General features: G+C 31.2%; 12 protein-coding genes. 10 read left to right on the top strand and 2 right to left on the bottom strand.

What is annotated here, in order from left to right:
• Nucleotides 1–33: 33 nt before the first annotated feature.
• Together H6622_12030 and H6622_12025 are read left to right on the top strand one after the other, a co-directional pair.
• Nucleotides 34–2,454, top strand: a complete 2,421-nt coding sequence (locus H6622_12030; protein MCB9062239.1) for a hypothetical protein — start codon at nt 34–36, stop codon at nt 2,452–2,454.
• A 143-nt stretch (nt 2,455–2,597) separates the two neighbouring features.
• A complete protein-coding gene (locus H6622_12025; GenBank protein ID MCB9062238.1) occupies nt 2,598–5,057 on the top strand; it encodes a hypothetical protein in 2,460 nt (819 codons plus the stop codon).
• Here the strand turns inward: H6622_12025 and H6622_12020 are convergent.
• Nucleotides 5,047–6,009, bottom strand: coding sequence for an NUDIX domain-containing protein (locus tag H6622_12020; GenBank protein MCB9062237.1), 963 nt, complete (start codon nt 6,007–6,009; stop codon nt 5,047–5,049). The two genes, H6622_12025 and H6622_12020, sit on opposite strands and share 11 nt — an antisense overlap.
• A gap of 63 nt (nt 6,010–6,072) precedes the next feature.
• On the bottom strand, nt 6,073–6,696 hold the full coding sequence (locus tag H6622_12015) for a hypothetical protein (GenBank protein ID MCB9062236.1): 624 nt from the start codon (nt 6,694–6,696) through the stop codon (nt 6,073–6,075).
• Nucleotides 6,697–6,962: 266 nt separating this feature from the next.
• Between H6622_12015 and H6622_12010 the strand changes: the two genes are divergently transcribed.
• From H6622_12010 to H6622_11975, 8 genes are read left to right on the top strand one after another with little or no spacing between them, the layout of a single operon-like run.
• A complete protein-coding gene (locus H6622_12010; protein MCB9062235.1) occupies nt 6,963–7,652 on the top strand; it encodes an outer membrane beta-barrel domain-containing protein in 690 nt (229 codons plus the stop codon).
• A 1-nt stretch (nt 7,653) separates the two neighbouring features.
• On the top strand, nt 7,654–9,090 hold the full coding sequence (locus tag H6622_12005) for a hypothetical protein (protein MCB9062234.1): 1,437 nt from the start codon (nt 7,654–7,656) through the stop codon (nt 9,088–9,090).
• Complete coding sequence (locus tag H6622_12000) at nt 9,087–9,356, top strand: hypothetical protein (protein MCB9062233.1); 270 nt, start codon at nt 9,087–9,089, stop codon at nt 9,354–9,356. The genes H6622_12005 and H6622_12000 overlap by 4 nt, the downstream gene beginning before the upstream one ends.
• A gap of 15 nt (nt 9,357–9,371) precedes the next feature.
• Complete coding sequence (locus tag H6622_11995; protein ID MCB9062232.1) at nt 9,372–10,160, top strand: MotA/TolQ/ExbB proton channel family protein; 789 nt, start codon at nt 9,372–9,374, stop codon at nt 10,158–10,160.
• A gap of 12 nt (nt 10,161–10,172) precedes the next feature.
• The gene (locus H6622_11990) at nt 10,173–10,691 is read left to right on the top strand and encodes a biopolymer transporter ExbD (protein ID MCB9062231.1); all 519 of its coding nucleotides are present in this window, start codon (nt 10,173–10,175) and stop codon (nt 10,689–10,691) included.
• Between the two features lie 5 nt (nt 10,692–10,696).
• Nucleotides 10,697–11,206, top strand: a complete 510-nt coding sequence (locus tag H6622_11985) for a biopolymer transporter ExbD (GenBank protein MCB9062230.1) — start codon at nt 10,697–10,699, stop codon at nt 11,204–11,206.
• Nucleotides 11,206–14,136 carry a tetratricopeptide repeat protein gene (locus H6622_11980; GenBank protein ID MCB9062229.1) on the top strand — a complete coding sequence of 977 codons (2,931 nt, stop codon included), beginning with the start codon at nt 11,206–11,208 and terminating at the stop codon, nt 14,134–14,136. Before H6622_11985 ends, H6622_11980 begins: the two co-directional genes overlap by 1 nt.
• A complete protein-coding gene (locus H6622_11975) occupies nt 14,133–14,963 on the top strand; it encodes a hypothetical protein (protein MCB9062228.1) in 831 nt (276 codons plus the stop codon). Before H6622_11980 ends, H6622_11975 begins: the two co-directional genes overlap by 4 nt.
• Nucleotides 14,964–14,974 lie beyond the last annotated feature (11 nt).

Here is a 14,974-nt window from a genome sequence, read left to right as displayed (position 1 = left end):
ATTGGACCGATAGACTTATTGGGAGAATTTTAAGTGAAGGAATTGAGACAACTCATTTTTTATATATTGGGTACTATCCTGATAAGTTCGTGTGTTGTGGATCCGCAATCTTTCACTGAGGCCACAAATATAATATCGAGTAATGTTGAATCAGTTAATTCTATTGAAATCAGTTCACCTTCTCACTCCTCCACAAATACGACTATCAAGATTAATTTTTATGTGGTTGGAGATCATAATCAAAATGCCGTTTATTCTCTAAAAATGTGTGATGGAGCAGCATGTAATATTGAGGCCGAAAATGATTTAAAATCTGCCTTTGGTTATCTTGGTCCATTTCAAGAAGGTAAGAATACTATTACAATCAATGAAAATGACTTTTCTGGAGGAATACTGCCCAGTTCGACCTACAGGGCCCAATTGTCTGTAAGTGATAGTGATGGAACAAGTGGAACTTCGTCATATCTCTTTGAAAATATCGTTACTACCAATACTCCTGGTGAGTTAAAATTTGTCAATGCTTTCCGATACCGCACAATATCTCCAGAATGGGATGCGAGAGATATTGTACTTCACCTAAAAAAGGGTGTTGGAGTTGACGTCGGATTAAATGAATTTATTGTAAACGTAAATATTCTTGATTCACTTGATAAAAAACTTGGAAATTATAATGAAACTTTAGGTCTTGATTTTTTTGGAGATATTCCATCTGGCCATATTACTCTTCCGGAGGCCAGTGATAATGCAAATGCTGGCTTTTTAAAACTCACAAATCTCAATTTAGCCGATTATGCATTGAAAGATATAAAACTTCAAGTCACTGTAACAAATACTCATGGATCTGCAACAAGTTATACTGTGACAAGTGATCTTTTCCAAGTCGGAGGACATACACAGTCCGATCCGAGTACGATTGTTAATGAATTTAGGTCAATTTACCCAAATTATAATTGGAAAATCGATAAACTAGAAACAGGTCTTAGTGAGTTGAGATTAGAGGTAGTAAGAGGTTATGCATGGTTTAGAGGAACAGATTCACTTGATTCGAATGCTCTGGCCAAGCTTAATTATATCGGGGCCGGAGACATAATTCTTTATGATACTTTAGATACTGGTTTAAGAACAAATGCGATTGCGATTATTACTGGGGTTCATGAGGTTTTTGGAAGAACACTCTACTCTATTCAATCCCTTAAACATGGACGTCATCCTAGAAATACATTGACTAATACGGGGACAAGTCATTTCATTATTTCTAAAGTTTTTACAAATCTCTATTCAACTTTTTCATATACAACTTACGCGGTGTCTGATTCTGAAATTTCTCCTGACCTGAAAGTGTTGCGAGATGGCCACGCAACCTTTGGATATGAAGGAGAAATGTCTGCTAGTGAAATCATTGATACTCTTTTGATAACTAAATCAAAAAATTTAGTTTCAGATAGTAGAAATTTAAAAATCATTCTTTATGGCGATTATAATTCTAGGGATATCCCATCTAATAGTACAACTATATCCGATTTTACAACTTCTCCCCTTCATCAAATTCATCTCTTAACACCGCTTGGAAAAAATTATTCTAAAATAAGTTTTAGACATAAAGGGAATGCATCAGGACTAGATGTAAATTCACATTTCTATATCTACAATGCTACAACAAGCAATCGCGAATTAGAAATTAAAAACTCAAATGTGATAGTCGAAGGTATTTACTTTAAAGGTAATACCTACTTTATAAAAAGTGTGACTCCTGATATATTTACTGAGTCTATCAACAATGTCCATATAAGATCAAATATTTTTGCTGGTAGTGGAATGGGATCTACTACCTTTATTAATCTTTTAGGAGTAGAGAATTACTTCATTTATTTTAATCAGTTTTTGAACATATTCGATACAAGTAATGCTCAAGTAGACCTCCAGTATGGAATTCGTATTCAAACAAGCCCTCATGCTAATCACAATGCATGGAGTATGAAACCTCTAATTTTTAACAATAGTTTCTATAATCTGACTCATTCACTCTATATCGCTCAAAACAATGATCAGTCACACGAAGTAGGAGTGTTTAACAACTTATCATTTGGACAACAGGGTTATTTTGATTTCATCTATCAAGACTTTGGGTCAGGAGATTATTCAAGTGGGATATATGAAGGGGCCATGAATTTCATAAGATCGATCGAAGTAGCAAATAATCCAATGGATTTAGATATTTTGGGAGATAATAGAATCATAGCAAGTTCTTCAATTTTTGAAAGTTTCATTCAAGACATAATAATTGGAGAATCTATAGATTTAAGAAGTAAACAACATCTTCTTTTAAAAAGTGGAAATGGAAATCTCTCTCCTGTTAGAAATATTGATTTCAAAGAATCTCTTCCCGGTAATTTTTTTGATAGTGAAGGTCGACAGGTCGATCTGAATTCACTTCCAATTGGTTCTGATTATTAAGCGCCAATCTTCTAAGGCATCAAAAAAAAGAACATTTGTAAAAAGAATTTATAACATCTTGTTTTTATTCACTCAAAATGATTATACAAGTCAATGCTTTATAATAATGTCAATACAAACGTGAGAAACGATGTAGGACGTTAATGAATTTTAAAGCATTTTTACTTCTGATTATTGCGACTCAATTTACATCCTGTATTGTATCTCCAGAGAGTTTTACAGAAGCATTGAATATCATATCTGTCGAATCGAGTGCTTTAAATACCGTGGCCATTTCAAAACAGGGAAATTCAACCACTAATCTAACTATAGATATAACTTTCAAGGTTGAAGGGGACACAAATCAAAATGCTAAGTATGACCTGTATCTATGTAAGCATGCAGATTGCAATATCATAGATGAAGATGGGTTAGGTGAAAAATTCAAAAAACTTGGGCCTTTTCCTGCTGGTGAAAATACAATTCATATCAATGCAAAAGATTTTTCATATGCAGGAATAGAGACAATCTATAAAAATATGCCCTACAGGGCACTCATTGAAGTCGTTGATCCTGACGGAGAACATGGAAATAAGTCGATCATTTACGATGAAATTAAGACACAAAATGAAATAACAGAATTTGTCTTTCTCAATCGATTTGAAGACAATCTATTTTCAGTTGATTGGGATTTAAGAGATGTCATGCTTTATCTTGACAAAGGCGGAATTGATTTAAATCAAAATGTTTTCAATCTCACTATTGATTTTTACAACGAAGCGGGAGATATCCCAATTGAGTCACTCCTTCTTAGCAATATCGACCTAGAATTCTTAATGAATATTGACGAAAATAACAAAAGTCTTCCAAGTGCATCTGCAGGTTTGAACAAAGGATTTTTCTTTCTTAGAGATATTAAGATTCCACAGAGGTTAGTGGGGCAAAAAATCAGACTAAAGGTAACGGCGCAAAATATTGATACAACTAGGGCCTATTCAACTTCTTTTTCTCCTGCTTTTAGAGTTGCCGGTAGTACATCCAAAGGAAACGTTATCAGAACAGAGATGCGCTCTCTAATGCCAGTTGAAGAGAGTGGAACACCATGGTCAATTGACTCACAGTCTATTCTTAATCAGGGAAGAGAGCTTTCTTTGATGGTTAAAAATGGGCAAGTATGGTTTGAAAATGTCGAAGAAATTGATCAAGATCAAATTGATTTTATTGGAGCAGGAGATCTGATTTTATATGATACCAACGATACGAGGAGACAAGCAAATGCATTATTAGTTGTGACAGGATATAATAAATCGACAAATCGATATAGCGTCCAGTCTCTAGATAAAGGAAAAAATCCAAGAAATGTCATTTCGACTGGTGGTACAAAACACTTTTTCATCTCCAAATCATTTATAAGTTTGAAAGCCCTTTTTAACGCAACATCTGTACCTACAATACCATCTATATCTCAAACCGCAGTGGTTAACTATATTCTTGGAAGTCAAATTTATAAACATTATGAAGGTGAGTTAGAAAACCCTTTGAATTTTATTTATCCTCAAGGATGGTTAAAAACAAATGGAAGCAAAATAGATCTTGTCACTGAAAAAATAGACTTTAAGGTATTTTGCTATGGAGATAGCGCTCATATAGAGAAACCTAATATACAAATACAAATTGAGAATTATATAACAAGTAATCGAAACAGAATTCATCTTATAACACCTCAAGGTCGAAAATATTCAAAGCTATCTTTTAGACATTTGGGAGTCATAAGTGATAATCCATCTGATCATTTCTATGTCTATCAAACTGAAGGAAGTAATAATTCAATACAAATCAGAGTTCCCAACGTCATCATTGAAGGAATCTATTTTAAACGTAACGCAAACAACGTTTATATGATAGCAGCTCTTGATGACACTAGTGAATATGGACTTGATAATATTCATATTCGCTCAAATCTCTTTCACTCACACGATCCTAGCATAGGCATAAATTATATAGGTCTCAATGGTGGAAGCAGGTACTTTATTTATTTTAATCAATTTAGCAACACATACACCAATGGGACGGGATCGAATCAATACGCGGTAGTATCTTCTACTACCCTGGCCTCATCTGATCCAATAATGAATCTCTATATGTTTAACAATACATCTATTGGTCTAACACATACTTTGAACCTAACAGATAGTGATGGGCAATTTCATAAATTACATTATTTCAATAATTTTTCATTCTCAAATGATTATGTTGATAACTTTGATATCCTGATCAATGAGATCAATATAAGAAATGGAGAATATTTTGCTTCTTCAAACTATTATCGTAAAAAAGATATTACAAATTATGTTGTAGATAACATACTCCTAAATAACAAGAATTCAGTTGAGTTGTCATTTATTGATGAAGAGTTGCTTAGTGACTATATCGTTTTTTATGATGATGATTTTACTCGCAACAAAGATACTGACTTTCTCGCACCAGGACAAGGCACTAGTAGTATTTTTGAAAATATTGAAAACAAAACGGCATTTCAAAAAATGAACGATACAAGCGAAGTTTATGATATAAAAGGAACAAAAGTAGATTTCACAAGTTTACCGATTGGTTCTAGTTATTAGTTTTCTCTCTGATTTTAGATGATGAAATTTCTTCATACAGATGCTTATCAAGAAACTTAACCTTACGAAGTATCAGTTCATTAGATTGTTTCTTACAATGAGCACGTGGTAAGACATATAGCTTTTCAATTTTATTTAATACGAGCTTATAATTTTTCCACAGATGAAATCTCTCAAGATTATCCTCTCCTATTAGTAGTGAAATCTTTGTCAAATCTAGTTTTGAAATCCAGTCTATCGTAGGGTTTTCATTTTCTATCCCAATAAAACCTGGAAAGATAAAAATATTCTTATCACTATTTTTTGAAATAATTTCTTTTAAGATCAAAAAAGAACTCAATTGATTTCTCTTTTTCCAAGGGTTAAAATCTGGAACAATGACTACTGGAATTTTATGTTTTTCATTTATTTGTCTTATTGCCTCTGCATGGCCTTCGTGCCAGGGATTAAAGCTACCGCCAAAGAAAACAACTTCCTTCATAGGGTCCAATGAAAATGGATAAAAACAACTAGGCAATAAATTTCGTGAAAATTTTTCTTTAAATAAATTGAATAAACAACCAAGTCCTTCACAAATAATTTCCTCATGATCAAATGCTAAACTTGGAAAATCTAAAATTCTTATCCACTTAACTTCTTTAGCATCATCTTGAGCAATTACAGGGACTTCATTTTCAATATGAAACATAAAAGGATAAGACTTTACTTCTCCACGGGGATCTCGACCGATTCGTTGCCTGAGGGATAGAGGATAACCTTCTTGGTTTAAATTTAATTGGGTTTCTTCTTCCAACTCCCGTAGACATGCAGTATGTGGATTTTCACCTTCTTCCAAAAAACCACCAGGAAGTGCCCAAAAGTTTTTATAAGGATTATTTTTTCTTTTAATGAGTAGAATTTTTAAATTCTCACCTTTATCACAAAATACCAGTGCATCAGAAGTGTGTTTCATGATTTATATATGTCAAAAGATAAGAGGAAAGACAAGCTCTCCTCTTATCTTATTTTCAAAAATTTAAAGATATCCAAGATCTTTAAGTTTTTGCTTAACAGTTTCATTTAGATCAAGCATCAAAAGTAAACCTTCATTTTCACCGTTTGCATCGTGTCCAACAACTGATAAATTTCCGGCCCTATGTCCTTTGATATAGTAACGAAATGTTAAAATACCTTGTCCGACATTTAATCCTTTAACAGGTACAAAGATCCCAAATACCTCACTTCCAACATAAATGACTGTATTTGGAAATCTATCAATAGTAAATGCTGAAGCAGGTAATTTTCCTCTTGAAACACCTGGTAGTGCTCTCCCTCCAGGAAGTGACATTTCAGGAAGTTCTTTTACATCTCCATTTAATATTTCATCAATATTTAAAGAAGCAGCAAAGAGAGTTCCTTTACTTGATTGATGTGGAGCAATTTCGATGTATGAATCTTTAATTTCATGTAATGGATACCTAAGCCCTCCATCAGTAAAAACATTTTCCAAAACAACCGAAATGAGTAGCTGACGATCATTTTTTTCAACATAGGGGCCCTGTAGGCCATTGACTTGGACGTTTTTACCATCTCCGCTGGAACAAGATAAATGCAAAAATGAAATTAGAATTAAGAATAAGTTAAATCTAAAAAACTTCATAATACCTCCGTGGATTATATTGAATGTCTATGGTTATCTGCTTATCGGGTAAGAGATGATTTATAATAAAATTATTTTGTCTAAAATATGCCCATTTCTCTAGGCACTATCATTGAATATTAGTTTTAACTAATGTTAATAGATTATTTTTTTTATCTTATAACAAGAACTTATAGTGAAAAAGGAATTTTTTTCCTTTTTATTACTAATTTATTCAAGCATTTGTGTCGATCAGTAAAATAGAGGAGAAAAGTATTGGAAGGTTTATGAAGAGGATAATACTATTTTTTATATTGTTTGTATGGATAATCCCACGAGTTTATGCGGCCGAATCTGATTTGTATAAATTTCTTTGGCTTGATCCAGACAAAAAAGTTTACGTTCTTCAAAATAAAGTGTTTAGAAAAAAAGGTACTATTTATTTTGATGTAAGTGCACTTATAGGTCTATCAAGTGATTTTCAAAATACAACAGGTTTTCAGATTAAACCAGGTTTCTTTTTTACGGAAGAGTTTGGAATAGAACTGAAATATTCAATGTATCAAAATTCAGATAACACAGCTTTAAAAGAAGTCCAAAGAGCTGCTGAAGTTATGCCTTTTATTAGAAGAATTAACACAAGCATGGGTGGATACTTTATATGGTCTCCCTTTTATGGGAAAATAAATACTTTTAATAAAATATTCTATTTCGATTGGTATTTTGGAGCTGGTTTTGGAATACTACAAGCAGAAAGTAATAAAACTTCTGCGGCCGATAGTTCTGCAGAAACAATATATGAAACAGAATCCTATAATGCATTAATGCTGAAAATGGCGCTTAGATTTTATTTGAATAAAAACTGGCATATTGGTCTTGAATTACAAAATGATTGGTATAAAGCACCTGGAGTGTTGTCAGGTGAAAAAACCAGAACAAATGTAGATACAATGTTAAACTTTGGTTTTAGGTTTTAAAATGAAGTTCTTATTTGGTCTTCTATTTATTTCACTGAGTTTTAATGGACAAGCTTCATTAAAGAAGGCCTATAAGTATTATCGTTCAAAAGATCCTAGCAAATACGAAAAAATGACCTATCAATTTATTAATTCAAAATACTATTTTTCAGCTCTAAATTCTGCAAAATTACATCTCGAAAAAACTGAAAAATTGTCAAATAAGTTTTCTAAAGCACTAGAAGTTATTCTTATGAAGACAGGAAAAGAAGCTTTCATGGATATTGAAATAGATGTGCTTAAAAAATTCAGTGACCCAACCATAAATTTTTTATTAGGAATGAAATATTTTAACGAAAGAAATTATGAATTGGCCCAAAAATACTTAAAAAATGTTGAAGAGAGCAATAAAAATATTGTTGAAAGTGTGTTTGTTTTAGGTGTTATAAGCTCTAATTTCAATAAGGATAAAGACGCGCAAAAGTATTATAACAGATGCCAAAATCTATCAAGTGTGGCCGCCGATCAAGTTAAAAATGAAAAACTCAAAAAATATTATATTCTTGTGGCCGAAAAATGTATTATTCATTCTGCCAGATTGTATTATAGATCTGAGGATTTTCAAAAAGCTCTTGAAATCTATGATCTCATTCCTAAAACTTCCTATAACTGGCCATTTATCTTACTTGAAAAAGCGTGGGTTTTTTATAAGCTGGGAGATTATAACAGAACTCTTGGCATCATAACCACTTATAAGTCTCCCCTTCTTTCAGAATATTTTTACCCCGAATCTGAAGTATTAATGTCCCTGGCGTATTTTAAACTTTGCCTGTGGGATGATTCAATAAATGTAATTAACAATTATTATGAAGAGTATAAAAAGCGTAGCAATCAGTTGAAAACAATATTAGACAAATATAAAGATTCAGAGCATTTCTTTTTCAATTTAATAATGAGTAATAAAGAGACAAAAATTGGAAATACTTTTTTCATGAGGAATATGAAAACAAAGATGAAAAAAACCGTAAAATACAGTCTTGATTTAATAGCTTATAATGAATCGAAAGATGAATACAAGAGGATTAAAAAACTTCCAAATAATTCGTTAAAAAGAATTATGGCAGAATGGGTGCTCGATGATTATGAACTTATAAAACTAAAAATGAACCACTTTGTGAAAAAAAATATGTTCCAAACGGTTAATGAAATCTATAGTTTTTCAGCAGAAATGTTCAATATAAAGCTTGAGATTTCATCAAAGAAAAGAAGTCTCCTATATAAAAATCAAAAATTAATTTCTGGTCGATCAAGAGGGAGTCATGAAAATGTGAAAAGAGATACCTTTCAATTTTTTTGGGAATTTAAAGGGTCTTTTTGGGCCGATGAACTTGGAGACTATAGTTTTGGTTTAGAGTCAAATTGTAAGTCTGTAAAAGTTGGGCCAGGAGCTAAATCATGAAGTACATATTACTTTTATTTTTATTAAATGCGAACCTTTTATATTCTCAAGATGAAGTTCCTGATCAATATAAAAATAAAAATGTACGAATAAAATTTAAAAAGTACGAGAGAATAGATCTTGGTGATTTAGAAATCAAAGGAAATATAATCTCTCCTGGAGATCTCTCGGTAAAACAAAGGGAACGAAGAACATTTAACCGAAATTTATATGATAGAACAAATTTTGATAAAGAAAATAAAGTTGACGTAGTCAATTTAAGATAAACTCAGGGGTTTAGAATGGAAACGACTAATGAAATAATCCAACAAACATCGTTCCTACAAGATTTAAGGATCTTCATGGATGATGGTGGTATCTTTATGTGGATCATTGCAGGTGTATGGATCATAGGTATTGCAATTGCACTTGAGAGGGTTATGAGTTTTTTTACTTACGACATTGATGCTGATAACCTTATGAGTATCATTAAGAGAAATGTCCTTCTCAACGATGTTCAAAAAGCAATTCAATCCTGTTCAAATTCAAAGGCACTTCTTCCAAATGTTTTGCGAGATGGCTTAAAAAGGGCCAATCAATCTAAAGAGCAAATACATGATGCACTAGAAGCAGCGGTTCTAGATGCAGTTCCTAGGTTGGAAAAACGTATGAATTATCTTGGACTAATTGCAAATATTTCAACTTTGGTGGGATTATTAGGTACTATTTATGGATTGATTCAGTCTTTTAGTGCAGTTGCTACTGCTGATCCAGCTTCCAAAGCAAAACTTTTAGCACTTGGGATTTCAAAAGCTATGAATACAACTGCATTAGGACTAATCTCAGCAATCTCTGTGTTAGTTATCCACTCTATTCTAACGAGTAAGTCTGATAAGATTATTGCTGATATTGAAAAATATTCAATAAGACTAGTAGACTTACTTGGTACAAAAAAGGTGGCCAACAGAGGAATTAAAGAAAACCGAGAGGCGATTGCCTCTGGTGAAAGTTATTCTCCAGCTCCTTATACAAAAGAAGAGATTGATGATGATGACGATGGTGGATTGCCCCCGGCCCCAGGGAGTATTTAATAGGATAATTTTATGAAAACAAGAAAGAAAAGAAATCAAGTAGAAAAACTAAATTTAATTCCAATTATGGATGCAGTATTTATATTTATTTTCTTTCTTTTAATGTCTGCTCAGTTTGTAGATATTTTTGAACTTGAAAGTGCTGCTCCAGTAGTTAGTGAGGTAGAAGAAAATGATCTTAAGGATCAAAAACCACCATTAAATTTAGTCGTTGAAATATCAAAACAAGAAATTCTAGTCAAAACAGGACTAGATGGAGATATACAAAAAAGTATTCCCTTTGATGGTAAGGCCTATGATTTGGATTTACTCAATAGAACACTCATAGAGTTAAAAGTAAAAAATATTGATGAGAAAACGGCCATCTTTAGACCACAACAAAATATAAGTTATAAAACAATAATTCAAGTGATGGATGCAGTTAGAAAAGTTGATCAGTCACATCCTCCACTTACGGGGCAATCAGTGAATGGAGTTGTTAAAACTACAAGAAAGTTATTTGACAATATAACATTTGAAACAATTATGTAGGATTTATGAGAAGTAGGTTTAATAAAAGACATTCAAAAAATGAAAAAAATGTCGATATAGATATAACTTCTTTATTGGATATATTAGTTATTCTACTTGTTTTTCTTCTAAGAAGTTATAATGCTTCTGATTTATCAATCGACCTTCAAGAACATATTGAGCTACCTCTTTCAAATACGAGAGTCATGGGATCATTTGGAGTAATTGTCCAAGTCAATAAGAATAAAGAAATATGGGTAAATAATAAAAACATAGGAAATATTACAACTGGATCAAATGAAATTCCGACTCTTTTAAAAAAATTACAAGATTTGAAACAACAAGAAACGGAAGAACTTGAGATGTATAAAAGGGCCCCCGCAAATACCGTTAATAGAGATAAGAAGTTAACTGAAAAAATAAACATTGTCCTTGATGAAACTCTACCATACGAAGTGATGCAACAAGTAATGCATACTGCTGCTATTGCTGGTTATCCTAAATTTAAATTTATTGTTCAAGGAGATTACAATTAATGCGTTTTTTTATTCTCCTTTTATTTTTAGATTTTTCACTCATAGCGAGTGCAGAAGATTCTGTTGATAAATTTCAACAGAATCGATGGCATAAGCTCATGAAGGCAGTAAACAGAGAGATTCTACTTATTGAAAAAGTGAAAAAGAAAAGTGCACAACTTGAATACCGATTATTAGAACTTTACACAGAGAAAATTGGACTTATCAAGACAAAAGAAAACAATTCATATCTTTCATCATCTCCAAAAAAAAGAGAGCAATTTGGAAGGGATTACTTTTTTAGAGAATCTAAAAAATTAAATATCAAAGTAGAACGTTTTGGTATAAATATTTTATCAAAATATCCCCACTTTAGATCTAGACCAGATGTTTACTACACGCTTGCTCTAAATTCGAGAGATTATGGAGACAATAACCAAACGGAAAAATATTTATTAAGGGCCCTGGCCGAGCAGTCAATATCAAAAGGTACACAGTACAATGCGTGGACGTCTTTAGGAGATCATTACTACAATGAAAAACAATATGAAAAGGCGATCAAGTATTATAATTACGCTTTAAAAAGGCCTGGGGATGAGTGGTATACCAAGCACCTTTTTAATAACGCCTGGTGCTATTTTAAAATAAAAAAACACACAAAGGCAATAGAGCTTTTAAAACTTTCATATACAGAGAGTTTAACAAAAAAGTATATTGATATGTCTGAACAAATATTTAATTCTGTTGGTTTATTTCATATTCACGCAGGTAAAATACCTGAAGGTGTTCTCTTTTATTTAAAAAATGTAAATGATCCTTCTGAATATTTAATCAAAATGTCTAAATCTACAACTGAAAATGGAGATTATAAAGAAACACTTTTAGTTTTAAATTCTGGATTGAAAAAGTCTATTCGTTACAAACAAAAAGAATCAATTGGGAATTATCAGCTTGAATATTTAAATGTTTATAAACAGTTCAAAAAATTCAGTAACTTTTACAATACTTCTATCAAACTTCTTAAAATGAAAAGAAGTAAGCAACTTAACGATTCTCAAACACTCGATGCGATAGAAAAAATTAAAGAAATTGTTGGCCTTCATCAGTTAACATTAACCAGAAATGGGAAAATAAAAATAAAAGACTTTGATCCTAAATTACTTAAACGAGTCATAAGTTATTTTAATATACTTATAGGATTAGATCCAAAAGATAGATCAAATTACGAATACCTGCAAGGAGAGACATTCTTCTCATTATCTAAATACAAAGATGCAATTATTTATTATAAAAAATCGTTTGAGACAATAGAAAAAAATAGCAAGAATAACTTAAAACAAGTAGTAAAAGATGATAAAAGTAGAAAGAACATTGATGCTATTTTAAGTTCGTTAGAAAAAGTTGAATTGACTAAAAAATCACGTGATTACGAGTTAGAATATGCCTACAATAAATTTATTACCTATTGGCCTCAAGATCAAAATAGTTCAAAAATATTTGAAAATTTATATGCCCTTTATTTTACGAATAAAAAATATGTTGAAGCAGTTGAAGTGATTAAAAAATTCAATCAACATTATAAAGAAAGTGTAAATTTACAACGAAAGATGCTCACAAGTGTTATTGATATAAGAATTAAAGAAAAAAATACTCCAAGGGTAAATTACTGGATCAAACAAATGAGATCTGGCTATTTAAGTTTCGAGAAAAGTTATATTGATAAAGCAGAAGTTATTTTAGCGAATTTACTTTTTGAAGATTTCGATAAACTATCTAAAAATGGTAAAAATAGCGAAGCGATTGTTGGTTATAAAAAAATCTTTGACGATGAAAGATATCCTAAATCAGTTAAAGCAAAAGCTGCTTATAACTCTTCAATACTCTATTTAAAAATAAATGAAACGAGCAAATCATCGAGCTGGTTAAAAACTGCCCTAAGTTATTTTTCATCTAAAGAGGTAAATGAAATCAGAAGTGATTTAAATAGTATGTCTATTAGATATTTCAAACTACAAGATTTTGAAAATTCAATTAAACTCACTAAGTTTCTACTAGAAAGATACTGTAATGAAAAATACGATCTAAAAAATGAAATTTTTGAAAGATACCACTCTCTAAATTTGGTTATAAGTGACCATAATGAAATTTTTAATAGTTTCAAATTTCTTGATAAATGTAGTCTACCAAATACACTAATCAGTGATCTCTATCATAAAACACTTTTGCATTACGCTGATGGTTTAGATTCAGATAATATGATTAAATTATATGATCATTTCAAATCACGTTTTCAACAATATAATACAGAATATTTTGTTACCTATTTTGAAATCTATAAAATTAATAAATATAACGGGGAAGAATCAAAAAAGAAAAAAATCCAAAAGTTACTTGATTCTCTTGTACAATCTCATTTTAATATCGAGAATAAAAGTATTAATCAGTATTTAACATATAAAGATTTTGAAAATTTTTCTGAGAATATTCCAAAACAGTTAAACTTTAAATTATATTCGTTACCGTCAAACAAAGATTTTGATGAAAATCACTACAATAAATCTCTAGAAGAAAAATTTCAGCTATTAAAAGATATTTCAAATACCTCAAACCGTTTTATTAGTAGTGGTGATCCAGAGCAAATTCTTCGTTCCTATGAAATTTTGATATCTTTTTATGAAGAGCTAAAAAAACAAATCGAAAATTTCACTCCTCCCAAAATGCCAAAAGAGTATATTACAGGTTTTAAAGGAGCAATGAAACAAGTAATACATAATTTGGATAAAGAGATCAAATCATTTAATACTATTTCAGAAAGTATTCTAAAAGATACAGATATCATGGCAATTAATCACACCATTTTACAAAAAAACCAATTAATCAAAAAAATCAACCATCGATATCCTGCGTCTCTCAAGACAGGAACGATAGATCTTGTGGGAGCGAATAAATGAAAGTTTTCACAATTATAATGATATTCTTATCTTCTTGTGCTCAAAAAACCCTATTCACTGAAATCAATGATGAGAGAAAAGACGTCCTCGCTCATGAATCTTTAATACGATATAGTAAAGGTAGAATTTTAAATTTGGAGAAAAGTTTATATGTAAAATCTATTTCACAGTGCTATTCTGGTGATGTGAAGGAAGGTCTCAAAGATCTCATGCAATTTTATAATCCAGAAAATGAATCGGCCGAATATTGGAATGCTCTTGCGAGTTGTTATTACTATAAGGGAGATATCATTAAATCCAAGTTTTATTACGGTCTATCACTAAATTCTAAAAAAAGCACTCAACTTACGAAAGCAACAGCTTTAAATAATTTAGGAGTTATATATTTGTCCAACTCACAATGGGCCAAGGCAAATTTACATTTCAAAAAAGCAATTAATACTGCAAAACATTTAAAAACTCCTGTTTTTAATCTTGCACAGTTACAACTTGAATTCGGACATTATCAGTCATCTATTAATTATTTAAATAGTTTGTTAAGTAGTGCTCCTGAGGATATCGATGTGCTCGCTGCAATTGGTACTGCCTATGTTTTAGACAACAAACCAAAGGAAGCGTTAACTTATTTTACAAAAATTGATTCAGAATTTGTGAAACGGGCCGACATTGCAACATATTATGCATTTGCTCTCTACAAGGATGGTCAATATCAATTTTCAAATGAAGTATTAAGTAATAAAGAAAATTCAAATAATTCCGATATAAACACTATGGCAAAACAATTAAATGAGCTCGTTGCCAAAAAGCTAAAAGAGCTTGAAAAGTAATTGCTTAAGTG

It is taken from the genome of Halobacteriovoraceae bacterium (genome assembly GCA_020635115.1).
GTDB lineage: Bacteria > Bdellovibrionota > Bacteriovoracia > Bacteriovoracales > Bacteriovoracaceae > JACKAK01.
This window is presented reverse-complemented; position numbering and strand designations above follow the sequence as displayed.

Bases quoted from the DNA above. Each gene is read 5' to 3' on its own strand.
- H6622_12025 (MCB9062238.1), top strand. From the start codon at position 2,598: ATGAATTTTAAAGCATTTTTACTTCTGATTATTGCGACTCAATTTACA.
- H6622_12020 (MCB9062237.1), bottom strand. From the start codon at position 6,009: ATGAAACACACTTCTGATGCACTGGTATTTTGTGATAAAGGTGAGAAT.
- H6622_12015 (MCB9062236.1), bottom strand. From the start codon at position 6,696: ATGAAGTTTTTTAGATTTAACTTATTCTTAATTCTAATTTCATTTTTG.
- H6622_12010 (MCB9062235.1), top strand. From the start codon at position 6,963: ATGAAGAGGATAATACTATTTTTTATATTGTTTGTATGGATAATCCCA.
- H6622_12005 (MCB9062234.1), top strand. From the start codon at position 7,654: ATGAAGTTCTTATTTGGTCTTCTATTTATTTCACTGAGTTTTAATGGA.
- H6622_12000 (MCB9062233.1), top strand. From the start codon at position 9,087: ATGAAGTACATATTACTTTTATTTTTATTAAATGCGAACCTTTTATAT.
- H6622_11995 (MCB9062232.1), top strand. From the start codon at position 9,372: ATGGAAACGACTAATGAAATAATCCAACAAACATCGTTCCTACAAGAT.
- H6622_11990 (MCB9062231.1), top strand. From the start codon at position 10,173: ATGAAAACAAGAAAGAAAAGAAATCAAGTAGAAAAACTAAATTTAATT.
- H6622_11985 (MCB9062230.1), top strand. From the start codon at position 10,697: ATGAGAAGTAGGTTTAATAAAAGACATTCAAAAAATGAAAAAAATGTC.
- H6622_11980 (MCB9062229.1), top strand. From the start codon at position 11,206: ATGCGTTTTTTTATTCTCCTTTTATTTTTAGATTTTTCACTCATAGCG.
- H6622_11975 (MCB9062228.1), top strand. From the start codon at position 14,133: ATGAAAGTTTTCACAATTATAATGATATTCTTATCTTCTTGTGCTCAA.